Consider the following 26,533-nt stretch of genomic DNA (forward strand, 5'->3'; position numbering starts at 1 on the left):
TAGCTCCCTTAAAATCCATAAATTAGCCGAACAAAACCCAAGCAGCGATGTCAGACTTTTTAAAACAAATGGCAGATAAGATCTTAAGCTCCAACAATGAGCTGAGCACTTATACTGTAATTTCGCCCACCCGCCGGGCTTCAAACCGGCTTAAAAAAGAACTGACCGCACAACTTTCAACCACAACCTGGCTACCCGAATTTCTAACCATTAATCAATGGTTAGAACGCTTGTCAGGTCTCGCTCCGGCTGACAATCTTGAGCTAAAATTTACCTGCTACAACGCTTACATCGAAGTGATGCAAGCCAATGCTCAAGGCATTTCAGAATTTTTCTCCTGGTGCGATATTCTAATCCGCGATTTTAATGACATTGAAGGGCAACTTATAGATCCCAAACCTTTTTTTAAAGAGCTGACTGACTATACAGAAATTGAACATTTTAGCTTTCTAACTTCTCCGCTTACCGAAAAACAAGAACGGTACAGAAGCTTTTGGAACGCCATTCCCAAAATACATGAAAAATTTAATGAAGCACTTCTCAAGGAAGGGCTCGCTTACACGGGATTGATGCTAAGAGAGGCATTCAAAAATATTTCTTCTCCCGATTTCAAATCAAACCAACGCCTTTTTGTAGCCGGATTTAATGCTTTTTCTCATGCAGAAACCCGTTTGTTAAAGCACTTTCAAGACCGCGGAGAGGCAGAAGTATTTTACGATACCGATGGCTATTATTTAGATCAACCCGAAAACCACGCCGGTGTTTTTATTCGAAGGAATCTAAAAAACAAACTCGGCGAAGCGGTTTCAACAAAGCAACCGCTTTCCGAAAGAGCATTTGATATTGAGTTATGCGAAGCTGCTCACAGAGTAGATCAGGCGCAGGTGGTTGCCGGTCTTTTGGCGGAAGCCAATCCAGAAGAATTAAGAGACACCGTACTCGTACTCGCAGATGAATCTTTGCTGATTCCCGTTTTAGATAAGCTACCAAACTCACTGAAGAAGCCGAATATCACCATGGGAATTGGGCTTACAGACTCTACTTTTGCTTCATGGATTGAAAGTCTTTACGATGTAACAATCCACAAAATAACCAACGAAAGCGAATCAAAACTTTCGATGGAAAAAATTCAGGTATTCTTAAACCACCCATTTAGCCAGTTTTTAAATACCGGAATTGATTTTGAAAAACTCGAAAAAACCGGATTTGTAAAATCGGAATTACTCGAGGTGAACCCTCTTTTTAAGGCTGAGAAATGGGTTGAGACAGTTTTGGGCTTTTGGATGTGTAGTCGCGATAAACGCAATGAATCGCTTTCCCAACTTTTGAATATCCTTGCCACAATTGTGGAAAATCCAAAATCTCCGACCATTGCCATTTTGCAGTCGCAGAAGGGAATAAGCTTGCTAATACGTGGAATAAAGCAGCTTCAAAATTTTAAGGAACAGGAGCATTTGAGCGATAATATTCACTTACAACTTTTAATGCGCATTTTGTCGGGAGGAAGCATAGATCTGCTCGGCGAACCACAAGATACACTACAAATTATGGGATTGCTCGAAACAAGGGCGTTAGCCTTTAAACGGGTGATTATCTGCGGAGTAAACGAAGATACACTTCCTGCCAAACCATCTCTCGATAGTTTTATTCCATTCGAAATAAGAAACCACCACCACTTGCCCGGAAAAAAAGAAAAAGAGGCCGTTTATGCGTATAATTTCTATCGGCTTATTCAGCATGCGGAGCATGTAAAACTGGTTTACCACACCGATAAAGGAGATTTCTCGGGGGGCGAAAAAAGCAGATATATTCATCAGATTGAATATGATCTAAAACGGGTAAACAGCAACCTCAAAATCGTTCATCGCCACCTCGATCGTATAAAAACGGCCGATTACACTTCAGAACTGGTCATAGAAAAAACACCAGAGGTAATCGCAAAGATTAGAGAACATTTGCAGACCAAGCTATCTATTTCATCAATCAACAGGTACCTTGACGACCCACTTGACTGGTACTACAACTACATACTGAGATTGCGGGAGCCCGATACCGGAGAAATAAATTTTGCCACGTTTGGCAATATCGTTCACGAGGTATTGGAAAATCTGTATATCCCATTTAAAGGTAAGGTCTTAAAAACGGATGATCTAAAACAGATGAAAACCATGAGCGAAGCGCTTTTGGAGCAAATAACCCGCAAAATTGTAATGGGCAAAAACATTGATACCGGTATCAATAAAATTCATCTGGAAACCGCCAAAACTTTGATTTTAAATTATTTAAATTCAGAACTTAAAAACATTGAAAAAGGTCAGATTATTACCTGCCTTGCTACCGAGGAACTATTGAACAGAACACTTAAAATCAGAACTGAATCAGAGAATATTGACGTAAATTTTACCGGTAGCGCTGATAAAATTCAACGTCGAGACGGCGTGCTTGAAATATTGGATTATAAATCAGGCAATGTGGATCCAAAAGATCTAAAAATAAAAGATTTCACTGTGGAGAGTATGACTAAAGTTCCGAAAGCTGTGCAGCTCATGACTTACAACTGGATGGCGAGCGAGGTTTATCCAGATCAAAAGATTAATTCGCGGATTATCTCAATGCCGGCTCCGTATAAAGGTGATTTGGAAATTTTATTCGATAAATCTGAAACGGAGGTCTTGGGTAATTTTGAAGAATTTCTTCGAACGGTCATTCTCGATATGCTCGATCCTGATAAATTGATTGAGAAGAATATAGCTTTTGAATATGCAACCTATGAATAAAATTAAAGCGCTCCGAAGAGCGCTTTAAAACCTGCAAGGAAAATTTTGAAACCATTTACAGCTTTTACACTGCACCCTAAAGACGGGATGATTTAAAAAGGTTGCCGAATGGATCAAAAATAAATACGAATCACCAATTTTCAGGTATGTTTTTTTTATCCAGCTTAACTTTAAACTAGATTATTCTTTAATCCAGAGTAGCGGTGCTATTAATTTACCACTTTCAAATCGCAGAATATAAGCTCCGGCATCGTATACAGAAACATCTATAATAAAGCGCTCTGAGTTTCCCGTGTGAAAAGATTCTATTCGTTTTCCGGAGATATCATAAACAACTACCGCAGCAATTTTCGCGTTGGCGGGAGCCAAAACTTCTATTTGGGTGGAAGCCGGATTGGGGTAAACCGACGCATTAAAATCGTATTTATCCAATCCCGTAGATTCTATTAAAATCGTGGTCACCATATTTACCTGCATTCCCGGAAGGGCACCAAAAAACAAGCTCGCCGTATTTTCAATAATTGCACCAGCCGCAATGGTTGATTTTGGTTGAGCGGAATAGCGTAAAAACCCCCGACTTCCCTCCTCATCATTGGCGGAAGCCGGCAAAGCGATATCATTAAATGTAAACGTAAAAAGATTTCCTTCCTGCTCAATAAGCATCGGGTGCGAAACAGATTCGATTTTAAAAGTAGATAAATCAAGGTTTTCATCGAGTGCATCTACAATGTGCATTTGCTGAATAGACTCTGGTGATGTGTTTTGAAAGCGAATAAGGTAATCTATTGGCTCATCGCTTATTACAAACCAACTTGTAATAGTATCGGTACTTACCGTTTTAAAATTAAGATCTGTATCGTTAGTAACAGCACTCTGGAGGGTGGCTGAATTATTAGAAAAGCTTTGTTCAATTAAGCCAAAGGCGAGCCCGGTAATTGAAACATCAGAATGCAAAACATCGCCGTTTGATAACCCACTATTTGCAATAAATGAAATTTCAAAGTCCTGCGATTGGTACGGACAGATATTTTCGCTACTCGAAATAGTTGCGGTATTTCCCGTAATAATCACATCGGCCATATCGATATTTGTAATTGTCAACGATTCGTTTAGCTCAATTTCAAAAGCGGCACCCTGCGTGCACACCGTTCCAACGTTTTTATATTCAACCACAAATTTTCCTGTCTGCCCCACAAGAACGGGCTCTGATTGCCAAATTTTGATTTCTAAATCAATCATATCAGGTTGTGGGACAACACCGAAATTAACGTTTTGTTTGTATCCACCCAGGGGAATAATAGGCGTTACACTCGATGGTGAAATTGTGTAATATTCCGGTAAATTAGATAGCTGCAAAACATTATTATTCTGTGAAAGGCAGCCGTAATACATTCCTTGCGAATCGGAATAAATATCACCACCCGAAGTGGCGTCATGGATATGCGCATATGGAAAAACCGGTTCGTCCTGCCCTTTGAGACCATTGCCATTCAAATCAAAATAAGTTAAGCCGGAAACACTTGCAGCGCATGGGGTATAATCAAAATTGAGACAAACTCCGTAAAGGAGCCCGTAATTATCCTCCAGGTTATCAATAACAGAGAGCGTCCAGGTACCTACTGGCGACTCACCGTTAAGCACCGATAAGGGTTGGGCAGGAGCGAAAATTCCCAATTGATTCTGAGGATTAAGATCAGCACCGTTATCGGCAAAAAACATACTGAGACCAGATGAGCCGGCTAAAACATTTGGATGATTAATAAGATCGACTTCTGTACCCGAAGGGCTTATCAAACTCATAGAAAGATCGCCATTAAACGTGTGGCCAATATCAACAAGAATACCGAGATTGCTAATAAGATCTGGAGCTGTTTCCTGCTCAACTTCAAATGTAAACAGAAATGGATCTCCACCTGTATCGGGTAAAATTGAAATTGGGGAATACTGGTTTTCGGCACATTGAAATCCCGGGTTGTTCCGCATGGAATATGGGCTCACGTAAAAGTTTACCGTATCGCTCCACAAATCATCACCGCATGAGGTAAGCAGCGAAACTTTATAAAAATAACGAGCCGCAGTAACCGTAAAATCTAGGATTTGAGTAGGGTTAATGCTTACTTCATTTATGCCGGCCGTTGCTGTTCCACCAAAAGTAGCAGTTGCTGTACCCGGCATCGGGCCAGAATTGGTGTAAAGCGCTGAAAAAATAAACTGATAAGCTTCAGTGTCCTCTTGAGCATTAAAAGCAATATTCACATTTCCAGGATTTGTAAAATGCCACGACTCAACTACCGGCTCTGTACATTGAGAAAAAACATTAAATGAAAATATTGAAAGCGATAAAAAAAGTAAAATATGTTTCATACCATCCCAATTTTAGATGCAATTTAAGCATTTCAATGACAAATGTAGAACGTTTTAATTATTTTCAAATTCCTTGATTAAGCTGAAAATCATTAAAAAAAGGTGGAAAAAATTAAAGCGCTCCGTAGAGCGCCTTAAAACCTGCAAAGGAAAAATTTGAAACCACCCAATAGACGCAAGTCTAATGCCGCGGTTGCCTTATTTCAATCAAAAAATGAATTTCCAATAGAAAGAAGTTTGAAATTTCGGCCTTAAATTTACATTGAAAAATCAAAATAGATTCTCATCTTACTCATTTACAAACTTATACCCCACCCCACGAATGGAATGAAAAAAATCGGGTTCTTTCGGATTTTTTTCAAAGTATTTTCTGAAAGCCAGAATATAATTGTCAATTGTGCGTGTAGATGGATACACATCGTAGCCCCAAACTGTTTCGAGTATCTCTTCTCGCGAAACAACTTCGCCGGGGCGGTCTATTAAAAACTTTAAAAGTTGAATTTCACGTTTCGAGAGAGTCTCCTTCTTACCTGCCTGAGTAATAATTTCAAAAGTGCTGAAATTAATCTGGTTCGTGCCGAAGCTATAAACATCGAGCTCTCTGCCCTCTGCCGGTGCGCGTTTGTGCAGGCGAAGAAGATTTGAAACCCGAAGGAGCAGTTCTTCCAGATTAAACGGTTTGGTGAGGTAATCATCGCCGCCAATTTTTAGCCCCTCTACCCTGTCAGCTCCGGTTGACTTGGCGCTAAGAAATAAGATTGGCACCCTGTTTTTTTCGAGGCGTAGCGTTTTACAAACTGTAAAACCATCAATCTTTGGCAGCATAATATCCAGAATGCAGAGATCGTAGCGAGCTTGTCGGGCCATGTCAATGGCTTGCTTCCCATCGCGTGCCACAGATACGTCGTAACCCTCAAACCTTAAGTTCATTAACATGACCTCCACGAGGCTCTCTTCATCTTCCACGAGCAAAATTCTCGGCTTCTTTTCTTTTGATTCTTCCTGCATACCTTTCAATTCGGCGTTGAACGCTTAAATGTAATCTTACTCTTATCTTTGCGTAAAATTACGAACTTGGACAAAACAGAGCTCATAGAAAGAGCAAATAGAACGAGTAAGAACACTTTGATGGAAACATTGAATATACAGTACACCGATATTGGCGAAGATTATGTAGTTGCCGAAATGCCCGTAACCAGCGCTGTACATCAACCGATGGGACTTCTTCACGGGGGCGCAAATATGGCGCTCGCCGAATCTGTAGGCAGCCTGGGAAGTTTTGTTTTACTAAATGATCCTACTATTGGCGTGGTAGGGTTGGAAATAAACGGCAATCACATTAAAAGCACAAAATCGGGAAAGGTAATTGCCCGCGGTGAGCTGATACACAAAGGCCGCAGCACCCATGTTTGGGAGATAAAAATAAGAAACGAAGCCGGTGAGTTGCTCACTATTTGCCGAATGACCAATATGATTATCCGCAAGTCTTGACAGAAAAACGGCATAATATTTTGAAAACGGCAGCTACGAAGTTACGCTCTAAGGAGCCATTTTGTATAGCTCGTTTCCCGGGCGAAAAGGAGTTGAATTTTTATCAAAATCCAACTGCAAACGATCAAAATAAGGGTGATTCATTTCTTGTAAAAGGATGGATTACAAACGATACCACTTATTATTACGCTTCCGCATATGGCAGTGAATTGGACGCCACTAAAGCCGAAAAAGTAAATTATAGCGAAGATATTCCTACTGAAACATCGTTTGAAACTTATTCTGCCAATTTCAATTCCTATCAGCACGCTTTCGCGAATACGAGTGTAAAAAAGGTGATTCTCTCCCGAATAAAGCTTGTTGATATTTCTACCAAATTTGACTTATTGGCTTATTTTGAACGGCTTGAATCGGCTCATCCAAATGCGCTGGTTTTTATGCTGCTTCACCCAACTGAAGGGCTTTGGATAGGCGCAACCCCAGAAATTCTCATTTCCCGAAAGGGCAATAAATACACCACTGTAAGCCTGGCAGCAACACAAAGAATTAGTGAGAAAGAATATCACTGGGGCGCAAAAGAAAAGCAAGAACAGGAATATGTCTCTGCGCATATTCGCAAAAGCTTAGCCAAAAATGGAATTGAAAATTTTACAGAATCTCGCCCTGCAACAGCCGAAGCGGGCAGCGTGGCTCACTTAAAAACGATTTTCGAGTTTGAAGGCGATAACAGAGATTTGGATTTTTTAAACATTGCTGATCAAATTCACCCCACACCCGCAATTTCGGGTACGCCAGTTTCTAAAGCAATTGATTTAATCAATGCCACCGAAAACCACCTTCGTAGATTATATACCGGCTATCTCGGCCGAATTTCTGCACAATCAATAGATTTGTATGTTAATTTGAGATGTATGCAGGTTTTTCCGACTAAAATGGTGTTGTATTTGGGAGGCGGAATTACGCAAGAATCTCAATTAGAAGACGAATGGGATGAAACCGAGCAAAAGGCAAAAACACTTTTGAAACAAATAAATGGCTAATTCGCAAATAGAAATAAGCAATAAAAAAGGAATTTTCACCCTTGTGTCCGCTTGTCATCATTTTGGTGTTCAAGACGTTATTATTTCACCGGGATCGCGAAATGCGCCGCTCACCATTTCATTCGGCCGGTGTGGTTTATTTAAGTGCCACAGCATTCCCGATGAGCGATCGGCAGCCTTTTACGCTATGGGAATTTCTATAGCGACAAATCGACCCGTGGCCGTAATTTGTACCAGCGGTTCGGCTGCGGCCAATTTATCGCCGGCACTGGCGGAAGCTTTTTATCAAAAAATACCACTCGTAGCCATCACTGCCGATAGACCAATGGCATGGATAGACCAGGGAAACGGACAAACAATTCGACAGGAAAAGCTTTTTCAGAATTTTACAGTAAATGGATTTTCGATGCATAGCGAACCCGGATCAAAGGACGAAATGTGGTACAACCGACGAAAATTAAGCGAAGTTTTTGCAGATGCCTTATCACGAAAAAAAGGACCTGTTCACATCAATGTTCCACTAAGCGAGCCACTTTACGGAATGAAGACTTACGATTTCGAAAATGATAAACCGCAGTTTTACGCCATTCAGAAAATAAACTCTTCGCCTGAAATTGAAGCGATTAAAACATTTGCAAAACAACTTTCGGAATCAAAAAAAGTGATGATTCTGGCGGGGCAAATGCCGTCGAACGAAACGCTTCACCATGTCTTAGAGAAGTATTCGCACCGCGATAATGTGGTGATTCTCACTGAAACAACAAGTAATATCAATCTCAAAAAAGCGATTGATACCATTGATCGGCTTATAATGCCGATGGCCAATACCGATGCAATTAAGGATTTTATGCCCGATTTGCTGATTACCATCGGTGGGAACATTGTATCTAAAAAGATCAAGGCCTTGCTCCGCGATTTCCAACCCAAAAGCCATTGGCATATCAGTGAGTTTGACTCAGGTCTCGATACTTTCCAGAGCCTGACAGACGAAGTGGTTTGCAATCCAGAGGTTTTTCTTTCGGATTTGATGGCGATTAATGCGCCTATTAAAAAATCAGATTACAACGCTAACTGGCAGAGTTTGAAAAACGCTTCTCAAGCGGCTCATGACGAATATATTTCAAAATTGGAATACGCTGATTTTTATGCTTTCAGAGAAATTTTGAGCCGTATAAAAGCACCTGCCAGTATTCACATGGCGAATAGCTCGCCGGTGCGGTACATTCAACTTTTTGGTCATCGAAAAGATTTGAAATACTTCGGAAACAGAGGAACAAGCGGTATTGATGGTTGCACAAGTACGGCAGCCGGAATTGCAAAAGCAAGCCCCGATGAAAATCACTTTTTGATTACCGGCGACACTGCTTTTCAATACGATATAAACGGATTGTGGAATCGCGACTTTCCGCAAAACCTAAAAATCATCCTGATCAATAACGGTGGTGGCGGCATTTTTAGAATCATTGAAGGCCCTGATCGGGTTGAAGAATTAGTAGATTTCTTTGAAGCTTATCATCCTGTAGATTTTGAAATGACCGCCAAGGCGCATAGCTTAGAATATTATAAAGCGAGCGACAAAAAAAGCTTGAGCACTGCGCTTCCTGACTTCTTTAATCATAAGGGAGCTGCCTTGATTGAGATTAAAACTATAGCAGATCAAAATGCAAAATGGCTGAAGAATTACTTTAAGGAAATTGAGAAGGGATTGAAGATTTCAGAATTATGATTTTAGATTTTAGATTGAGAAAGTGATTTACTTTTCCGATTGAAAAGCGTGCAATCCATTGAAGAAAAATAGAAATTGCGATTTTTTTCCTTGATCTGAAATATTTTATTCCAATATATCAGAAATCACGGTATCACCCCTGCTTTTCAATCCACTCCAAAGCTTCAAAAATACTTTCAAAAATCTTGGTCGGCTTTGTAGGCTTGTAATGTCTTATATAAAACTTAGCGATAAGCTGGTGCGCATAAGTACTTATCAATATAGCGTCGGCAGTAGAAAAACGATTAGCAGAATTGGTTAAATGCTCTTGAACCCCATCAGAAATCGTAGAGCCATATCCGAATTCAATTAAAAAAGGCTTTTGAAAAGAATCACGATTTTCTAAAATAAAGAGATTGATATTCTTAATGTCTTTCATATTAAACTCCTCGCCCTCTTTTAACCGCAAATAATAAAATCCGCGGTCATCAAGATGAAACTCAAAATTAGTGTCTGTTAGCCTCTGCTTTTTCATTCTATCAAAAATACTACGTAATTTCACTCGTTTTCTCCTGCAATGATACGGGTTTCACACAATTTAGTTTTCATATTTTTAATATAACAATTTCAAGAATTCGCCTCGGCAAACGAAAAGGTAAAATTCAAAAGAAATTCATAGTTTCTTACGACCTTTGCGCCACGATGGCAAAGATTGAATCATGGTTTAAAGCATTCAGGCTACGCACCCTTCCTCTTTCGTTTTCTAGCGTGATATTGGGAAGCATGCTGGCGCTTTATAAGGATGCTTTTCAACCTGCGATTTTAATTGGGGCGCTTATTACCACTTTGTTTTTACAAATTTTGAGCAATCTGGCAAATGACTATGGTGACCATAAAAACGGAATTGACAACGACAACCGGCTTGGCCCTAAAAGAAGTGTTCAAAGTGGCGAAATAACACCGCGCCAAATGATTGCCGGGATCGTAATATGTTCCATACTTGCTTTTGCCTCTGGACTTTGGTTGCTGTACGAAGTATCAAAAAAAGCAGACTTAACAATCGTTTTAAGCTTCCTGATTATTGGCCTTCTGGCAATAGGAGCAGCCATAAAATACACCGTGGGCAAGAATCCCTATGGCTACAAGGGCTTGGGCGACATTGCCGTTTTTCTGTTTTTTGGTATTATCGGTGTAGCCGGAACCTACTTTTTGCACACGAACCAAATGGATTGGAAAGAGCTTTTGCCTGCAGTTTCTATTGGGTTGCTCGCCACAGGCGTGCTAAACCTCAACAATCTTCGCGACATAGAAAACGACAGAGATTCAAACAAGCGTTCTCTTGTGGTAATCATGGGTTTGAAAAAAGCTAAAATTTATCATGCCTTTCTTATTTTAGGGTCTATCGCAGCCGTTATCGTTTATACCTTTTTAGAATATCATTCAAATTACCAGTTTCTATTTTTAATTGCTGCACCTATGCTGATTCAAAATGTACTGGTAGTTTTTAGAAGCACCAGCTCTGCAGAATTTGATGCAGAACTTAAAAAGCTGGCACTCGCAACATTAATTTTCGCAATAACCATTGGCATAGGGCTCAATTACTGATGATTACAGCATACTGGAAAAAGCACAACTTAGAATTTACAACACCTCGGGGTACTTCGCGAGGAATTATGAGTTCTAAACCAAGTTACTTTCTGATTTTAAATGATGGAGCCGACATTTTCGTTGGAGAATGCGGATTGCTACCCGGTCTTTCAATCGACGATAGAGAAGGGTATGAATCACTACTCAATCATGTAGTAAGCGCCTTAATGAATGAGAATAAATTACCCGATTTAACGCTATGGCCTTCCATTCAATGTGGTTTGGAAAATCTGGAACTGCATAGAGCGGGCGGTTCCTTTCAACATATTTTTAATACCCCATTCTCAAGTGGCGATGCCGGGATTGAAATCAACGGTCTGGTCTGGATGGACAAGGCCGAACAAATGTTTCAGGAGCTTAATTCTAAATTAGAAACAGGCTACACTTGCGTGAAATTGAAAATTGGAGCAATAGATTTCAACGATGAAATTAATTTACTGAAGCACATCAGGAAGCAATACACCTCAACCGATGTAGTAATCAGGGTGGATGCCAATGGTGCCTTTTCGGCAAATGACGCCTACAAAAAGCTATCGCAACTCGCCGCACTCGATATTCACTCTATTGAGCAGCCCATAAAAGCGGGTCAATGGAATGAGATGGCCGAACTCTGCGCAAAAACACCACTTCCCATTGCACTCGACGAAGAGCTTATTGGTTTAACCACATCTGCCGAAAGGCAAATAATGATGGAAACTATTAAGCCACAAGCCATTATTTTAAAACCGAGCCTGATAGGTGGCTTCAAAATAAGCGATGAATGGATTGAGCTTGCAGAAGAACACGATGCTTTTTGGTGGGCAACCTCAGCGCTTGAATCTAACGTGGGTCTGAATGCCATAGCGCAATATACGGCATCAAAAAATCCCAAAATCGCCCAAGGTCTCGGCACGGGAATGCTCTACACCAATAATATTTCAAGCCCGCTTGAAATCAGGAAAAACAAATTGTTTTACAATCCCGAAAAAGAGTGGGAAATCCCTTTTTCTTATGAACCCGTTTGATCAATACCGCGGTTTGCGCCTTAACGGCAAATTTTTCCAAAAGCAAAATCTGCTCGATCAAGAATATTCTATCCATAATGCAAATTCAGCGCTGACGCTGGAATTTGCAAGAGAATTATTTACAGAAAGTGACGGGATTTTTGTCCAAACCTCCGGATCTACCGGCAATCCAAAAGATATTTTCTTTTCAAAACTGGCTGTCGTTATAAGCGCACAAGCGACAAATTCTTTTTTTGGTCTTAGCGAAAAATCGATTGCGGTTTTGCCACTTCCCTTGCAATATATAGCCGGCAAGATGATGGTTGCCAGAGCAATCGTGGGTGGTTACAACCTAATTGTCATAGAAGCGAGTTCAAATCCGGATTTAAGCAGAATTCAGGCGGATTTTATGCCGGTTACTCCTTTTCAAATGATCAATATTATCGAAAACCAGCCCGAATCACTAAGCCAAATAGGCACTTATTTGATTGGTGGAGGTGCACCCTCTGCAGCACTTATCGCCAAAATAAATCAGGTAGATCTGAACGCTTATGCCAGTTTTGGAATGACTGAAACGCTCTCTCACTTTGCTCTCGCAAATTTGAAGAATACAACAGACTCGCCAATTTACAAACCGGTAGAAGGAGCTAAAATACGGGCAAGGAAGGACGGGACGCTGGAGGTAAATTGGCCGGGCATTACTGATGGATGGCTTCACACAAATGATATAGCCGAAATTGATAACGGTGGATTTCGTTGGCTTGGTAGAGCCGACAATCTCATTAATTCAGGTGGAGTAAAAATAATTCCCGAACGTGTGGAGCAAATTTTAGACAATTATATCCGCTCACCTTTTTTCGTCGCAGGCGTTCCTCACAAAACACTTGGGCAGGAGCTTGTATTAGTTTCTGAAGAAGAAATAGACCTTGATCTCACTTCCATAAAATGGGATTTCAAATACCAAAAACCAAAACGGATTCTTGTAATTCATCCGTTTTTGAGAACCGTTTCGGGCAAGATCAAACGGCGGGCAACTATCGACTTGCTTTAGTCGCAGAAGAAATTAGATAGCGCCTGCAGTGACCTCGTATCCGCTATATTTTCGCATATTAATTACATTCCCACCTTTGAAATAGAGGTATTGACCCCGAATTCCAACCAGCTCACCAATCAGTTCTTTTCGATCTTCCAGCTTTAGCGATTTTATCTTTTTTGGATAAGCAATTACCGGATATTTAAATTCGCGCACATCGCAATTTTTTGCTCCATATTGCTGATATTCCTTGGGTAAAAAAGAGATTAACTCGTTACAAACTTCACTTAAATCGTCTTCATCGCGCTCATCTATCAGCATTTTTCGCCAGTCGGTGCGGTCTGAAAGGTATTGCTTTAGCTCAATTTCTATCAACCCCGCCATTTGCCGATAAGGCACTTCTGCAATTATTGACGCTCGCCACGCTCCCTGATCAATCCACCGGGTAGGCATTTGCAAAGTACGGGTAACTCCCACTTTTATACCGCCGGTTTGCGCCAGATAAATATAATGGGGCTGGTTGTGGTTCTTTTCTTCATATGCTACATCGCGACCTTTGCCCAAATGCGCTTCGCAAAGTTCAGGACGTATAATACATGGTGCCGCCTCTGGCGATTCAGAAAAACACTGATAGCAAAATCCCTGACCAAAAGTTTTTTGAATCGACTTACCACAATTTATGCAGTAAATATTTCCGGTCCATGCCAGTCTAAAATCTTTTCCGACAAGCGTATCCATCTCAAAAACAGGCTGCTTATTTAAATTCATCCAGTACTTAATCACGTCGCCGTCTTCAACAAACATCTTTCTTAGTACCCCTGTATTTTCCATTGTTCAAATTTTTCTGGTGTGTATTGATGCTATTTTACTAATTTGGAGAATAATTTGCGAATATATGGCCCTCCATTCAGTTTTTTCCTGGTTTATGAAAAAGAGATTACACCAAATCGAACTCTTTATGAAGTATCCCATTGAAGTTCAAAACGAAGTGTTTGAAAAACTTATCGGCATGGGTAAAATCACCGAGTTTGGCAAAGATCATAATTTTAGTCAAATGATGGCTCAAACCCATTTTCGGGAGCAGGTTCCATTGCAAACTTACGAAGATGTAAAGCCTTATGTAAAAAGATTGCAGCAGGGAGAGCAGAATCTACTCTGGTCAACTCCTATTAATTGGTTTGCAAAATCATCGGGAACCACCAGCGATAAAAGCAAATTTATTCCGGTAAGCCGCGAAGCGCTTGAAGACTGCCACTACAAAGCCGGAAAAGACTTGCTCGCACTTTACAACCACAACCATCCCAACAACAAAGTGTACAATGGGAAATCGCTTGTATTGGGCGGAAGCAGCCAGGTAAATGAATTCAGAACAGACTCTTATTACGGCGATTTATCTGCAATAATCATCAACAATCTCCCTTTTTGGGTAGAGATGAAGCGCATACCCGATCGCGAAATAGCACTCATGGACAAGTGGGAGCCTAAGATCGAAAAAATGGCGCAAAGCGTTAAGGATGAAAATGTAACAAATATTGCCGGCGTTCCTTCCTGGACATTGGTATTAATGAAACGGATACTAGAGCTTACCGGGAAGAAAAACATAAGGGAAGTATGGCCAAACCTTGAGTTGTATATGCATGGCGGCGTAAGCTTTGAACCTTACCAAAAACAGTTTGAAAAACTCATTCCCGATAATCGCATTCAATACTACGAAAGCTACAATGCCAGTGAGGGATATTTCGGAATACAAGACAGAGCCGGTGCTCACGACATGTTGCTTATGCTCGATTACGGAATATTTTATGAGTTTATTCCAATTGAAAATGTGCACGATACAAACCCGCAAACGATCTCACTAAAAGAGGTGGAAGTGGGCAAAAATTACGAAATGGTTATCTCTACCAACGGCGGTTTATGGCGATACCGGCTGGGCGACACTGTAATATTTACATCCGTATTCCCGTTTAGAATAAAAGTCTCAGGTCGCACAAAACATTTTATCAATGCTTTTGGCGAAGAGCTGATAATAGACAATGCAGACCAAGCCATAATGCGCGCTAACGAAATATGCCATTGTACGATTCTAGATTTTACAGCAGCTCCTGTATATATGAGCGATACTGCGCAGGGAGCACACGAGTGGCTGATTGAATTTAGCCAGGCGCCGGATAATCTGGAGCACTTTACGAAAGTACTAGACGCTGAATTGAAAAAAGTAAACAGCGATTATGAGGCAAAGCGTACAGGCGATTTATCATTAAAAATGCCTATTGTAAAAGCCGTTCCGGAAGGAACTTTTTATAATTGGCTGAAAAAAAGAGACAAGCTTGGCGGCCAACATAAAGTGCCGCGACTCTCTAATGACAGAAAACTTGTTGACGAAATACTTTCTGATATGGCTGATTAGCTAGCGCGATGAAAAAACAATTTTTCTTTTTCTTATTTCTTTTCACCACCGTTCATGTAAATGCTCAATGGGTGGCAATAGATTCCTTTGCTGCTACTGCTGACTATTTAGAAATTGACAACCTCAACAATCTCTATCTCGTTAACAACAGTGAAATAAAAAAGTATGATGAGAAGGGTGAGCTGCAATTCCGCTATAGCGATATGCAACTAGGCAATATTGGCAGTGTGGATGTATCTTACCCCCTGCGACCACTTGTGGTTTATCCTGATTTAAATTACCTGGTGCTCTTAGACAATACGCTAAGCAGCAACCGTGGAAAAGTAAATTTACTCGATTACAATATAAGTCTTGGGATGCTCGCCTGCTCATCTGTTCAAAATCATTTTTGGATTTACGATGCCATGCAATTTGCTTTGATCAGAACTGATGAAAACTTCAAACAAGTAACCGCTACGGGCAATCTATCTCAAATACTCGGAATTGATTTTGCGCCTACAAGCATGGTAGAATTTGCGAATAAACTCTATATAAACAACCCAAAAACGGGTATTTTAATATTTGATATTTTTGGAACCTATATTAAAACGATCCCGATTACGGGCATTCGCGATTTTCAGATATTCGAAAATGAGTTAATCTATTTAAAAAACAACCATATTATAAGGTATAATACCCTTTTATTTGAAACTAAAGAAGTAGAATTACCCTATATTTGCAGGGATGCACAGTTTCAAAAAGATCAGATTGTGCTGCTCACAGATCAGAAGATTTTTATTTTAAAGAATTCCAAACCCTAAATACCGTTTGGGGATAGGTCAATATTTGTACTTTTGGCCGATACAATTAAGAATTATGCATATAGCCGTTGCTGGAAATATTGGATCAGGAAAAACCACGCTCACCGAGCTCCTGGGGAAGCACTACAAGTGGCAGTGTCAGTTTGAAGACGTAGATGAAAATCCGTATCTCATGGAGTTTTATAATGACATGCAGCGTTGGTCATTCAACCTTCAAATCTATTTCCTGAATAGTAGATTTAATCAAATTATCGATATCAGAGAAAACAAAATGGATGTTGTTCAGGATCGTACCATTTACGAAGACGCATACATTTTTGCTCCAAACCTGCACAGCATGGGGCTTATGACCACGCGTGATTTTGAGAATTACTTTTCTCTGTTTTCATCAATGGAAAAATTTATAGAGCCTCCAGATTTGATGATTTATCTTCGCGCCACGGTTCCGGCCCTGGTAAACAACATCCAAAAACGTGGCCGCGAATACGAAGATTCCATTCGTCTAGATTATTTAAAAAGGCTAAATGAGCGCTATGAGGCCTGGATTTCTACTTATGACAAGGGGAAGCTGCTTATTATAGACGTTGACAACAATGCCTTTCACGAAAATCAGGAAGACCTTGGTAAGATTATCAGTTCAATAGACGCTGAAATTCACGGACTTTTTGAATAATTTGCAACTTTCGTACTGAAAAAAGATTTTAAAAGCCGCTTTGCGGCTTTTTTTGACTTAACGGATTCAAAACCTTATGATTTTTAGACCAGATGGCTCCATCAGGCAAAACAGTGATAACCGATTTTTTATAGCTTTGAACTTAAACAACGACAAATGGAATTTTTAGATCCTGCAATTGAGCAGTACGTTAATGCCCACACATCTCACGAAAGTGAAATATTACGCTCACTAAATCGCGAGACACATCAAAAAATCTTGCAGCCGCGTATGCTTAGCGGACATTTACAAGGTCGGGTATTAAGCATGATTACCAATATGATAAAACCCAAAAATGTATTAGAGATCGGCACGTATACCGGATATTCAGCCCTATGCTTTGCAGAAGGTATTCAGAAAGGTGGAAGAATTGACACTATTGATCACAATGAAGAACTGGAACCAATTGTAACGAGGTATATAAAAGAAGCCGGCCTGCAAGATGTCATTCATCATCACATTGGCGAGGCGCTTGAGATCATTGAGAATCTGGATCACAAATACGATATCGTTTTTATAGATGCCGACAAAGAAAACTATCTAAATTATTACCAAGCCATATTTGAAAAAGTGCCTGTAGGCGGATATATTATAGCTGACAATGTACTGTGGAGCGGAAAAATTCTGGACAGAAAAGAAATTGAAAACGATCCCGATACCAAAGCGCTGGTTGAATACAACGAAGAAATCATGGCAGATGCTCGTGTGGAAAATGTACTTTTTCCGATTCGGGATGGCTTAATGATTGCCCGAAAAATAGCAGAATGAAAACAATTGATTTACGCAGCGACACCGTTACAAAACCAACATCTGCGATGCTGGAGGCTATGCTAAATGCAGAAGTTGGCGATGATGTATTTGGCGAAGACCCTACTATAAACTTACTACAGCAAAAAACTGCAGCAATTTTTGGACACGAAGCCGGTTTGTTTTGTCCTTCGGGAACGATGACCAACCAAATTGCCATTCAGGTACATACCCGGCCCGGCGATGAGGTGATTTGCCATGAAAATTCGCATGTTTACAATTACGAAGGTGGTGGAATTGCCAGAAATTCTCTTGCGAGTACAAAGCTTGTAAGAAGTGAAAGGGCGACTATGACTGCTGACGAAGTAAATGAGCTGGTAAATGACAAGAAAGACTGGCTGGCACGTACCTCGCTGGTAGTAGCCGAAGACACTTCAAATCGGGGTGGCGGAAAATGCTACGACATTCAAGAACTAAAAGAGCTTTCGGCTTATTGCAAGTCAAAAAATTTGCACTTTCATCTGGATGGAGCCAGAGTGTTTAATGCAATTGTAAAGCACAATCACGATCCAAAAACCTATGGTCAGCTTTTTGAAAGTATTTCTATTTGCCTAAGCAAAGGACTGGGAGCTCCGGTAGGTTCTGTATTAATTGCATCAAAAGTATTTATTGACGAAGCAAGACGCGTGCGCAAGGTTATGGGCGGCGGAATGCGACAGGCAGGACTTCTGGCCGCTGCTGGGATCTATGCTTTAGACAACAATGTAGAACGACTTGCAGAAGATCATAAAAACGCCCGGTTGCTCGCTTCATTCTTAGATGGCCTAAACCAAGTAACGAATGTAATCACCCCAGAAACCAACATTCTTATTTTTGATGTAAATCCTGAAAAAGGCGCTGATTATTTCATTGAGGCGCTTGAGTCGAAAGGATTGCGAACCGTTAATTTTGGTAAAAACCGAATAAGAATGGTAACACATTTGGAAATTGGCGCACAAGAAGTAGAGCAGGCCGGCGACATTTTAAAAGCCGTTCTTCGCTAATTTCGCGCGGGAGAATTCACAACAAATTTCACCGATACTTTGCGGTCAAGCGGATTTGCAGAGTCGCTTTCTGCATCGCCCAGAAAGTTAACAACCAATCGTTTTGAATCGACTCCTTGCGCTCTCAAGTAATCACGTACAGCCTCGGCACGTTTTTTTGATATCCACGCATTAAATTCAGCATTCCCCGTTTTATCGGCATAACCTGTAATAAAAGCCGCTGCCGCAGGATTAGCCCGGAGCACGATTAAGGCTTTGTTTAAAATTGCTTTTTGTGATAAACCAAGTTCATGTGCATTTTTCTCAAAAATCACCTCAACTTCTTGATTCTGCAATAGTCCGGTAGTTGATCCATCCGTTTCTCGTATTGCCTTACCTTCAGCAAGATCTTGAATCATAGAGCGCAGTTCAGCGATCTCTTTACTTATTTCAGTTCCCGGAGTATTGCGTACTTCATCAATTTGTTGTTGTAAATAGGTAAACCGATCGTTGTGGCTATTCAAGATTTTACTGTTTTGCTCCAGCAGCTCAATTACCCGTTCTGTTAGCTCACTATCGCCAGCATTTTTATTCTTGCGCTTTTTACGTTTTGTATCAGTGGTCTGATCTGCCTCTTCGGGAAATAGTTCTTTGAAGTCGAGCTTGTCAGATTTCATTTCAACCAAATTTCGATTTATAGGTTTTAGGTTGTAATCAGAATTAGAAAGATAAGAATCATTCACTTCGCCGTAACCTCGATCAGAAGTTCTGGGCAGGTACTTGTCCAGAAAAAAGCTCGCTTCAAGTTCACAAGCCTTTTTAAGATCATAAACCATGCGCTGAAATGTATAAAGACCTATCTCCGATTCTTTCCCTTCTTTTCTGGTATCCTTTCCTGTAAGAATTTGGTATCCATCGCTCATTATAATTTGATTTATCCGCTTTTCGATAAATTCTGAAAATCCGGGAAATTCATCTGCAAAGGGCTGGTCGTGAATCCACACGGCGTTCTTAACTATATTTGCAGTAGCCGTCATAAACTCATTTTGGCCTGCAATTGCTTCTACCCGTCCATCAAAAATGTGGTAATTATTGTCAATATAAGAACGCAAACCATAACTTATCATCTGATCAAGATTGCTGCGCATACCCGTATTAGAAAGTTCGTATTCGTTAATAATATAGGTATGCTCCGTTACATTTTTCAGAACATAATCTTCAGGCGATGCAACATCTTCCAAACCGTTATACTGATTAATTATAGTAACATCCTGGCTGCGAACAGCCAGACCTGCAAAAACAATCTGTATGGTTAATAATGTACGTAGCACCTTAATCAGGAGAAATCCATGAACTGCATGAATAACTCGACAAAGTACACGCTTTTGCGATCAAATTCATAATTATCGCGAAGATAGTTATGCGCAATTGTAAAAGCAATTGTTAATTAACTGATATAGAACAGTCAAATTCAACCTAAGAATTGGAAGGCTAAGCGAATTTTAAGAAGTTTATAAAGCTGGTTTTGAGAATAATAACATTATGAAAGGCTAAACCGTATACAATTTCGGCAACCCTATTGAAATTACTGCGTCTTGTGAATGCAATCGTAAAGATACGGTAGTTTTTACAAAAGGTTACAAAAAAATAAACGTTATGAGCTTCTTACATTCAATTCAAGATTTTATCATGGGAATTTATTCATCTTTTGGAGATGGTATATTCGTAATAGCCATACTCTTCGGTTTTATCGGAGTAGTAGCACAGTGGAGATTATACGAGAAAGCGGGTCAGCCCGGAATAGCCAGCATTGTTCCAATCTGGAATTTCATAGTTTTTCTTCGTGTCGTAGGTCGCCCTGCAAGTCACATCTTTCTTTTCCTTATTCCTGTTTACGGCCAGCTGTATATGATTCCCAAAGTATATTTTGAGCTTTGCAACAGTTTTGGAAAGCATAGTATCGTAGATTACATTTTAGTAATTGTCTTTAACGGATTCTACATACTTAATCTGGGTCTCTCTTACGATGTAGAGTATGAAGGACCTGCATACGGCGAACAGGGAGTACCTGCTAATTCAGCTCTCGCTTAATATTTCTTTTGCGCGGTTAAGAGCCTGATCAACACCTGCGGGGTTTTTCCCTCCTGCAGTTGCAAAGAAGGCTTGTCCACCACCGCCACCTTGAATGAATGTAGAGAGCTCTCTTACAATATTTCCCGCATTGAATTGATTAACCAATTCATCTGATAAAGCCACAGAAATTGTGGCTTTTTCTTTTTCGGCTGTCGCCAAAACTAAAAACAACGGCGCACGCTCTTTGCGTAATTGAAAAGCCAAATCTTTAATTAATGCAGCATCGAGGTCTACCTCAGCTGCAATAAAATTAATCCCGTTTATTTTTTGAATGCTTTTTACAAGCCCGTCTTTTAGACTTCCGGCTTTTTCTCTATGCAACTGCTCTATTTCTTTGGTAAGCTTTTGCTGACTTTCGAGAATATCTTTTATAGACTTTGAAGGATTTCCCGGAGATTTTAGAAGACCTTTTATTTCAGATAGAACGTCTATCTGATCAAAGAGATACGTTTGTGCCGCATCGGCAGTAATAGCCTCTATCCTTCTGATACCTGCTGCTACAGACCCTTCAGATGTGATTTTGAAAAATCCAATTTCACCTGTTCTTTGCACGTGCGTACCTCCGCAAAGTTCCACAGAATCGCCAAATTTGATTACACGTACTTCATCACCGTACTTTTCGCCAAAAAGTGCCATGGCTCCAAGATCTTTCGCTTCTTGCATTGGAGTATTTCTGCGTTCATCTAGGGCAATATCTTCACGAATCAACTTATTAACGATGATCTCTACCTTTCGAATCTCTTCATCAGCCATTTTAGAAAAATGAGAAAAATCAAAGCGCAGGTAATCTTTTTCTACCAATGATCCTTTTTGTTCAACATGCGTTCCGAGTACTTTTCGAAGAGCGTAATGCAACAAGTGGGTTGCAGTATGGTTTTTTGCAGTGAGCTTTCGGCTATCGCTCGCTACAAAACCAGTAACAGATTCATTTACACCTTCAGGTGATTTATTTGTCAGATGAATGATCAAATTATTTTCCCGAAAAGTTCCAATGATTGGAATTTTCGCACCATCAGCCTGAATAAATCCCTGATCGCCCACCTGGCCACCACCTTCCGGATAAAAGGGGGTACGATCAAAAACCATTTGATAAAGATCTTTACCTTTTTGATTGACCTTGCGGTAACGCATAATTTTCAAATCGGTCTGAAGCGAATCGTAGCCAACAAAACTTGTAACTCCTTGGTCATCATTTACGATTATCCAGTCGCCGGTTTCTTGGTTAGCCGCTTTTCTTGAACGGTTTTTCTGCTTTTCAAGCTCTGCTTCAAACTCTTTTTCGTCAAAAGATTTTCCCTTTTCTGATAGGATCAATCCCGTTAAGTCGGCCGGAAAACCATAAGTATCATAGAGTTCAAAAACCACCTGACCAGAAATGGAATCACCTTTTGTTTCGAAGCTTATTTTTTCGATCAGGTCAATTCCTCTTGCCAGCGTTTTCAAGAAAGATTCTTCTTCTTCTTTTACTACTTGAATAATTAGATTGCTATTCTTATTGAGCTCTTCAAAAAATCCGCCCATTAACGCAATAAGTTCTTCGGCGAGTTTGTAAAGAATAGGCTCACGAACATCAAGAAAACTATACGCGTAGCGGATGGCTCTGCGCAAAATTCGGCGTATTACATATCCGGCACCGGTATTAGATGGCATTTGTCCATCTGCGATAGCAAAGGCAACAGCCCTTACGTGATCTGCCATTACCCGGATTGCAATATCGCTTTTAGAAGATTTAAAACCGTATTTCTTGCCGGTTTCCTTTTCAATTCTATCAATAAGCTTTACAAAAATATCTGTATCGTAAGTTGATTGCTTTCCTTGCAAAACCATCGCCAGACGCTCCAGCCCCATTCCGGTATCAATGTGCTTGCTTTTCAGTGGGATTAGTTTGCCATCTGACTTCCGCTGAAGCTCCATAAAAACCAGATTCCATATTTCTATTACTTCGGGGTGGTCGTGGTTCACCAAATCGCGGCCATTTGAAGAGGCGCGTGCAGAATCGCTGCGCATATCCACATGTATTTCGCTGCATGGGCCGCAGGGACCTACATCTCCCATTTCCCAAAAATTGTCCTTTTTATTGGCAGATATAATGCGTTCTTCGGCAATTAGATTTTTCCAAACATCAAAAGCCTCCTGGTCAAATTCAAGATGATCATCTTTGTCGCCTTCAAAAACGGTTACATAAATCCGGCTTTTATCAATTTTATACACTTCAGTAAGCAACTCCCAAGCCCATTCTATCGCCTCTTTCTTATAATAATCTCCAAACGACCAGTTGCCCAGCATCTCAAACATGGTATGGTGATAGGTATCAACACCTACCTCTTCCAGGTCATTGTGCTTTCCGCTTACGCGAAGACATTTTTGAGTATCAACAACACGCTCATTAGCAGCAGGTTCATTACCCAAAAAAATATCTTTGAACTGATTCATCCCAGCGTTCGTAAACATAAGGGTAGGATCATTTTTTACAACAATGGGAGCAGAATCTACAGCAGTATGCTTTTTAGATTCAAAAAATTCTAAGAATTTTTGGCGTATTTCAGCAGTTTTCATTAAATAGATTATTCTAACTTCGCGTTTGTATGAGCAACTTTAAATGAAAGTAAATGGTGCACAAAGGTCTAATTAATACTTTTAAGCCCCAACCCCTTTTTTAAACTATGGCAAAAATAAAATACAAGTATAATCCGAGCACACTTAACTACGAAAAAATACAGCTTACTATAAAAGATAGGCTGAAAAAGATTTTTACGTATTTGCTCGTGAGCTTGTTTTTTGCATCGGTTACCCTTTCGCTGGCCTATACATTTATTAATTCGCCAAAGGAGCTTACTTTAAAACGCGAAAACACCCAATTGCGTAAACAATACGAATTATTAAACCGCGACATGGATCGGCTTGCCACGGTACTTGAAGATATTGAAAGAAGGGATGACAATATTTACCGTCAAATTCTGGAATCTGAACCGATTTCTAAAAACGTGCGCGAAGCCGGTGTGGGTGGGGTAAACCGCTATTCAAATCTCGATGGTTATCAATATTCAAATGTCGTAATTAATGCCAATAAGAAGCTTGACCAATTGGCCAAGCGCATGTACGTTCAAACAAAATCATTTGACGAGGTAGTTGGTTTGGCCAAAAACAAAGAAAAAATGCTTGCTTCTATTCCTGCAATTCAGCCTGTGCCAAATAAAAACTTGAAGCGGATGGCGAGTGGTTTTGGATATAGAATGCATCCTATTTACAAGGTGCGTAAAATGCACTGGGGAATGGATTTTTCTGCTCCAACCGGCACCGAGATATTTGCAACCGGCGATGGAACTGTTGCCCAGGTTATACTCTCGCGCGGCGGTTATGGAAAACACGTGGTGATAGACCACGGTTACGGCTATGAAACGCTTTACGGCCACATGAATAAAGTAAATGTAAAGCGCGGCCAAAAAGTAAAGCGCGGCGATATTATCGGATTGGTAGGAAACACCGGAACCAGCAGCGCGCCTCACGTGCACTACGAAGTAATAAAAGATGGTAAGAAAATTAACCCGGCCAACTTTTATTTTAACGACCTTACACCCGAAGAATATGATGATATGATAGAAATGTCATCGCACGCCAACCAATCCTTTGATTAAGATGCCGTATAAAGACAGAGAAGTTGAGAAATTGTACTACAGCATTGGCGAAGTCGCCAAAATGTTTGATGTAAATACTTCGCTAATAAGATTTTGGGAAAAGGAATTTGACATTATTCAGCCCAAGAAAAACAAGAAAGGCAATCGCCTTTTCACGAAAGTAGACGTTGATCATCTACGCATTATTTACCATCTGGTAAAAGAGCGTGGCTACACTTTGCAAGGCGCTAAAGAAAAGCTGAAAGACAATAAAGAAGATGTTTCTGATAATGTAGAGGTGATTACGAAGCTGGAAAATATTAAGTCTTTTTTGGTTGAGCTTAAAGGGTCGCTGTAAGGGTTTTTTATTTTTATCTAAACGTATTTTCAGATTCTTTACGCTATTCTATTTAATTGGTTTGCTTGCGGAAAGCTGAAATCTACAACCATTCTTTACACTTCACGCTATTTATGCCTATTTTACGTTAAGTAGTAAGTCAAGAACTACTTTTATTGATCCATAATTCTTCTAGCGATTATCATTTGAGAACAAACTCATCCATTTCATTAATTGTTATAAATCAATATGAAAGTGATACATTATTTAGCAGATATACAAGCTTCTGCGGTAATTTATCGAAAAAATGCTTAGATTTAAAGTATCTAAAACATGAACCAATTTCTAGTTTTACGCTATGTGCCAAATAAATGAGATCTATTTTCAAGGACAAGAATTGATTTACACCCGTAAAATGACCGATGGATTGTATTTATATCAATTGGTTCAAAATGGCAAAAAAGTGAGTGACGGTAAATTTATCATAACTCATTAAGATTATGAGGAAGTTAATTTTAGTGTTTATAACAATAATCACTTGCGCAGGCACACTGCCTGCACAAGTGATTGATTATACCATTGACCCCACCTTTAATTCAGGCATACTTTTTAACAGAGGAAAGGTTTATGATTTGATGGTAACCTCGCAGAATGACTACATGGTTATGGGATGGTTTTTGGGGTATGATTCGCCTATTGAAGTCGGATCTTTAATAACAAATACAGGTCAACTAATTGAACCAAACATGGTGGGTGGTTCTCACATAATAGAGTATCAAAATTTTTTGCTACAATATAATCTTCAGCTAAGAATGCTTGATTTTAATGGAATTCAGACTCCGTTTCGTTTTGAGTTTGCAAAAAACTCTTACAGCGGTCCTTTAAGTGATTATGTCTATGATGCCATGGTAACCCCAGATGAAAACATTCTGGCAGCCGGTCGCTTTTTTACAGATTCTACATTGCTTGGCACTTCACAAAGTCATTTGGCACTGCGTCAGCTATGTATGGTTGATTCTACGGGTGCACCAGTACCCGATTTCCCCATGCTGCGTTGCAACCAACCCGTTGATGCAACGATTAGAACACTTCACAAATTAAGTACGGGAGAATATATTATTTCCGGTCATTTTGCTGAAGTAGAAGGTCATACTTCGCATAAAATAGCCAAGCTCAATGCAGACTTTTCAGTCAATACGGAATTTACAAGCCCCTTTGGAAGTGAAGGCTATCTATCGTGGGTTCAATTTGTAGATAGTCAGGATAGACTTTGGGTAACAAAATCGCTTGAAACTGATTTAATAGGTTATCCCAATTATTCAAGCAGACTCGTTCGCTTATTTCAAGATGGTTCAGTAGACGAGTCATTTCAGGCAAATGTGTTTATAACTTATCTGGGCAATGATATAAACAATCCTACATCTCCTACCGCTACTTCTCCTATTGCTATTATTGAAGATAGCGATGGAACCTTTATCCTTGCTGGTTATTTTTTGGAAGTAAATGGTTTGACATATAAGCGCTTAATGAAAATTCGAGACAATGGTCAAATTGTACCAAATACTTTTGGAGGCATGGGAGCTGACGAAGCAGTATGGGATGATTGGTGGGAACCAGCAGTAGGTCCAATAGCAGGAACCGGGATAAACAAGGTTCTCAAACTCCCGGACGGTAAGCTTTTAGTTGGCGGTCAGTTTTCGTCCTTTGGCGGCGAGCCCTAT

22 protein-coding genes are annotated in these 26,533 nt (G+C 40.1%); 16 read left to right on the forward strand and 6 right to left on the reverse strand.

Annotated features, from left to right (window positions below; translation table 11 throughout):
• Nucleotides 1-47: 47 nt before the first annotated feature.
• Entirely contained in the window at nucleotides 48-2,777 is a 2,730-nt protein-coding gene (locus G3O08_RS05350; RefSeq protein WP_204336779.1) for a PD-(D/E)XK nuclease family protein, read from the forward strand.
• A 180-nt stretch (nucleotides 2,778-2,957) separates the two neighbouring features.
• On the opposite strand, the gene G3O08_RS05355 is transcribed toward G3O08_RS05350, so the two are convergent.
• Together G3O08_RS05355 and G3O08_RS05360 are read right to left on the reverse strand one after the other, a co-directional pair.
• Entirely contained in the window at nucleotides 2,958-5,141 is a 2,184-nt protein-coding gene (locus tag G3O08_RS05355) for a DUF7619 domain-containing protein (RefSeq protein WP_163283647.1), read from the reverse strand.
• 288 nt (nucleotides 5,142-5,429) lie between these two features.
• Complete coding sequence (locus G3O08_RS05360; RefSeq protein ID WP_163283648.1) at nucleotides 5,430-6,149, reverse strand: response regulator transcription factor; 720 nt, start codon at nucleotides 6,147-6,149, stop codon at nucleotides 5,430-5,432.
• Between the two features lie 66 nt (nucleotides 6,150-6,215).
• Between G3O08_RS05360 and G3O08_RS05365 the strand changes: the two genes are divergently transcribed.
• The 3 genes from G3O08_RS05365 to menD are packed head-to-tail and all read left to right on the forward strand — an operon-like array spanning nucleotide 6,216 to nucleotide 9,398.
• Entirely contained in the window at nucleotides 6,216-6,632 is a 417-nt protein-coding gene (locus tag G3O08_RS05365) for a PaaI family thioesterase (protein WP_239540982.1), read from the forward strand.
• A gap of 20 nt (nucleotides 6,633-6,652) precedes the next feature.
• Nucleotides 6,653-7,672: a chorismate-binding protein gene (locus G3O08_RS05370; RefSeq protein ID WP_163283649.1), complete on the forward strand. Its 1,020-nt coding sequence runs from the start codon at nucleotides 6,653-6,655 to the stop codon at nucleotides 7,670-7,672.
• Nucleotides 7,665-9,398, forward strand: coding sequence for a 2-succinyl-5-enolpyruvyl-6-hydroxy-3-cyclohexene-1-carboxylic-acid synthase (gene menD / locus G3O08_RS05375; RefSeq protein WP_163283650.1), 1,734 nt, complete (start codon nucleotides 7,665-7,667; stop codon nucleotides 9,396-9,398). Before G3O08_RS05370 ends, menD begins: the two co-directional genes overlap by 8 nt.
• 133 nt (nucleotides 9,399-9,531) lie before the next feature.
• Here the strand turns inward: menD and G3O08_RS05380 are convergent, their stop codons facing one another.
• Nucleotides 9,532-9,912, reverse strand: a complete 381-nt coding sequence (locus G3O08_RS05380) for a DUF7793 family protein (RefSeq protein ID WP_204336780.1) — start codon at nucleotides 9,910-9,912, stop codon at nucleotides 9,532-9,534.
• A gap of 167 nt (nucleotides 9,913-10,079) precedes the next feature.
• Between G3O08_RS05380 and G3O08_RS05385 the strand changes: the two genes are divergently transcribed.
• From G3O08_RS05385 to G3O08_RS05395, 3 genes are all read left to right on the forward strand, one after another.
• The gene (locus tag G3O08_RS05385) at nucleotides 10,080-10,982 is read left to right on the forward strand and encodes a 1,4-dihydroxy-2-naphthoate polyprenyltransferase (RefSeq protein ID WP_163283652.1); all 903 of its coding nucleotides are present in this window, start codon (nucleotides 10,080-10,082) and stop codon (nucleotides 10,980-10,982) included.
• 68 nt (nucleotides 10,983-11,050) lie between these two features.
• Entirely contained in the window at nucleotides 11,051-12,028 is a 978-nt protein-coding gene (locus tag G3O08_RS05390) for an o-succinylbenzoate synthase (protein ID WP_239540985.1), read from the forward strand.
• Nucleotides 12,015-13,058 carry an AMP-binding protein gene (locus G3O08_RS05395; protein ID WP_163283653.1) on the forward strand — a complete coding sequence of 348 codons (1,044 nt, stop codon included), beginning with the start codon at nucleotides 12,015-12,017 and terminating at the stop codon, nucleotides 13,056-13,058. The genes G3O08_RS05390 and G3O08_RS05395 overlap by 14 nt, the downstream gene beginning before the upstream one ends.
• Before the next feature lie 12 nt (nucleotides 13,059-13,070).
• On the opposite strand, the gene G3O08_RS05400 is transcribed toward G3O08_RS05395, so the two are convergent.
• Nucleotides 13,071-13,871, reverse strand: coding sequence for a DUF2797 domain-containing protein (locus G3O08_RS05400; protein ID WP_163283654.1), 801 nt, complete (start codon nucleotides 13,869-13,871; stop codon nucleotides 13,071-13,073).
• A 64-nt stretch (nucleotides 13,872-13,935) separates the two neighbouring features.
• On the opposite strand from G3O08_RS05400, the gene G3O08_RS05405 reads away from it, so the two are divergent.
• The 5 genes from G3O08_RS05405 (at nucleotide 13,936) to G3O08_RS05425 (ending at nucleotide 18,749) form a co-directional block, all read left to right on the forward strand.
• Nucleotides 13,936-15,447: a GH3 auxin-responsive promoter family protein gene (locus tag G3O08_RS05405; protein WP_163283655.1), complete on the forward strand. Its 1,512-nt coding sequence runs from the start codon at nucleotides 13,936-13,938 to the stop codon at nucleotides 15,445-15,447.
• Between the two features lie 8 nt (nucleotides 15,448-15,455).
• The gene (locus tag G3O08_RS05410; RefSeq protein WP_163283656.1) at nucleotides 15,456-16,247 is read left to right on the forward strand and encodes a hypothetical protein; all 792 of its coding nucleotides are present in this window, start codon (nucleotides 15,456-15,458) and stop codon (nucleotides 16,245-16,247) included.
• Between the two features lie 55 nt (nucleotides 16,248-16,302).
• Nucleotides 16,303-16,920, forward strand: a complete 618-nt coding sequence (locus tag G3O08_RS05415) for a deoxynucleoside kinase (RefSeq protein WP_163283657.1) — start codon at nucleotides 16,303-16,305, stop codon at nucleotides 16,918-16,920.
• A 156-nt stretch (nucleotides 16,921-17,076) separates the two neighbouring features.
• Complete coding sequence (locus G3O08_RS05420) at nucleotides 17,077-17,727, forward strand: O-methyltransferase (RefSeq protein WP_163283658.1); 651 nt, start codon at nucleotides 17,077-17,079, stop codon at nucleotides 17,725-17,727.
• A complete protein-coding gene (locus G3O08_RS05425) occupies nucleotides 17,724-18,749 on the forward strand; it encodes a threonine aldolase family protein (protein WP_163283659.1) in 1,026 nt (341 codons plus the stop codon). The genes G3O08_RS05420 and G3O08_RS05425 overlap by 4 nt, the downstream gene beginning before the upstream one ends.
• On the opposite strand, the gene G3O08_RS21665 is transcribed toward G3O08_RS05425, so the two are convergent.
• Nucleotides 18,746-20,059, reverse strand: a complete 1,314-nt coding sequence (locus G3O08_RS21665; protein WP_163283661.1) for an OmpA family protein — start codon at nucleotides 20,057-20,059, stop codon at nucleotides 18,746-18,748. The two genes, G3O08_RS05425 and G3O08_RS21665, sit on opposite strands and share 4 nt — an antisense overlap.
• 325 nt (nucleotides 20,060-20,384) lie before the next feature.
• Here G3O08_RS21665 and G3O08_RS05435 point away from each other — a divergent pair, with 325 nt between their 5' ends.
• Nucleotides 20,385-20,819 (forward strand): DUF5684 domain-containing protein, encoded by a 435-nt coding sequence (locus G3O08_RS05435; RefSeq protein WP_163283663.1) that lies wholly within the window; start codon nucleotides 20,385-20,387, stop codon nucleotides 20,817-20,819.
• On the opposite strand, the gene alaS is transcribed toward G3O08_RS05435, so the two are convergent.
• The gene (alaS, locus tag G3O08_RS05440) at nucleotides 20,805-23,417 is read right to left on the reverse strand and encodes an alanine--tRNA ligase (RefSeq protein ID WP_163283665.1); all 2,613 of its coding nucleotides are present in this window, start codon (nucleotides 23,415-23,417) and stop codon (nucleotides 20,805-20,807) included. The genes G3O08_RS05435 and alaS overlap by 15 nt on opposite strands.
• Before the next feature lie 107 nt (nucleotides 23,418-23,524).
• Between alaS and G3O08_RS05445 the strand changes: the two genes are divergently transcribed.
• From G3O08_RS05445 to G3O08_RS05455, 3 genes are all read left to right on the forward strand, one after another.
• Nucleotides 23,525-24,496 carry a M23 family metallopeptidase gene (locus tag G3O08_RS05445; RefSeq protein WP_163283667.1) on the forward strand — a complete coding sequence of 324 codons (972 nt, stop codon included), beginning with the start codon at nucleotides 23,525-23,527 and terminating at the stop codon, nucleotides 24,494-24,496.
• A 1-nt stretch (nucleotide 24,497) separates the two neighbouring features.
• Nucleotides 24,498-24,833 (forward strand): MerR family transcriptional regulator, encoded by a 336-nt coding sequence (locus G3O08_RS05450; protein WP_163283669.1) that lies wholly within the window; start codon nucleotides 24,498-24,500, stop codon nucleotides 24,831-24,833.
• 479 nt (nucleotides 24,834-25,312) lie between these two features.
• The coding region (locus G3O08_RS05455) for a hypothetical protein (RefSeq protein ID WP_163283682.1) at nucleotides 25,313-26,533 on the forward strand (1,221 nt) is incomplete at its 3' end.

Source organism: Cryomorpha ignava (assembly GCF_010686655.1).
Taxonomy (GTDB): Bacteria; Bacteroidota; Bacteroidia; order Flavobacteriales_D; family Cryomorphaceae; genus Cryomorpha; species Cryomorpha ignava.

What these genes read in the sequence shown, in the direction of transcription:
- G3O08_RS05405 (WP_163283655.1), top strand. Translation starts at nt 13,936, where the DNA reads ATGGCCCTCCATTCAGTTTTTTCCTGGTTTATGAAAAAGAGATTACAC.
- G3O08_RS05385 (WP_163283652.1), top strand. Translation starts at nt 10,080, where the DNA reads ATGGCAAAGATTGAATCATGGTTTAAAGCATTCAGGCTACGCACCCTT.
- G3O08_RS05420 (WP_163283658.1), top strand. Translation starts at nt 17,077, where the DNA reads ATGGAATTTTTAGATCCTGCAATTGAGCAGTACGTTAATGCCCACACA.
- G3O08_RS05360 (WP_163283648.1), bottom strand. Translation starts at nt 6,149, where the DNA reads ATGCAGGAAGAATCAAAAGAAAAGAAGCCGAGAATTTTGCTCGTGGAA.
- G3O08_RS05350 (WP_204336779.1), top strand. Translation starts at nt 48, where the DNA reads ATGTCAGACTTTTTAAAACAAATGGCAGATAAGATCTTAAGCTCCAAC.
- alaS (WP_163283665.1), bottom strand. Translation starts at nt 23,417, where the DNA reads ATGAAAACTGCTGAAATACGCCAAAAATTCTTAGAATTTTTTGAATCT.
- G3O08_RS05445 (WP_163283667.1), top strand. Translation starts at nt 23,525, where the DNA reads ATGGCAAAAATAAAATACAAGTATAATCCGAGCACACTTAACTACGAA.
- menD (WP_163283650.1), top strand. Translation starts at nt 7,665, where the DNA reads ATGGCTAATTCGCAAATAGAAATAAGCAATAAAAAAGGAATTTTCACC.
- G3O08_RS05415 (WP_163283657.1), top strand. Translation starts at nt 16,303, where the DNA reads ATGCATATAGCCGTTGCTGGAAATATTGGATCAGGAAAAACCACGCTC.
- G3O08_RS05425 (WP_163283659.1), top strand. Translation starts at nt 17,724, where the DNA reads ATGAAAACAATTGATTTACGCAGCGACACCGTTACAAAACCAACATCT.
- G3O08_RS05450 (WP_163283669.1), top strand. Translation starts at nt 24,498, where the DNA reads ATGCCGTATAAAGACAGAGAAGTTGAGAAATTGTACTACAGCATTGGC.
- G3O08_RS05410 (WP_163283656.1), top strand. Translation starts at nt 15,456, where the DNA reads ATGAAAAAACAATTTTTCTTTTTCTTATTTCTTTTCACCACCGTTCAT.
- G3O08_RS05400 (WP_163283654.1), bottom strand. Translation starts at nt 13,871, where the DNA reads ATGGAAAATACAGGGGTACTAAGAAAGATGTTTGTTGAAGACGGCGAC.
- G3O08_RS05355 (WP_163283647.1), bottom strand. Translation starts at nt 5,141, where the DNA reads ATGAAACATATTTTACTTTTTTTATCGCTTTCAATATTTTCATTTAAT.
- G3O08_RS05380 (WP_204336780.1), bottom strand. Translation starts at nt 9,912, where the DNA reads ATGAAAAAGCAGAGGCTAACAGACACTAATTTTGAGTTTCATCTTGAT.
- G3O08_RS05395 (WP_163283653.1), top strand. Translation starts at nt 12,015, where the DNA reads ATGAACCCGTTTGATCAATACCGCGGTTTGCGCCTTAACGGCAAATTT.
- G3O08_RS05435 (WP_163283663.1), top strand. Translation starts at nt 20,385, where the DNA reads ATGAGCTTCTTACATTCAATTCAAGATTTTATCATGGGAATTTATTCA.
- G3O08_RS05390 (WP_239540985.1), top strand. Translation starts at nt 11,051, where the DNA reads ATGAGTTCTAAACCAAGTTACTTTCTGATTTTAAATGATGGAGCCGAC.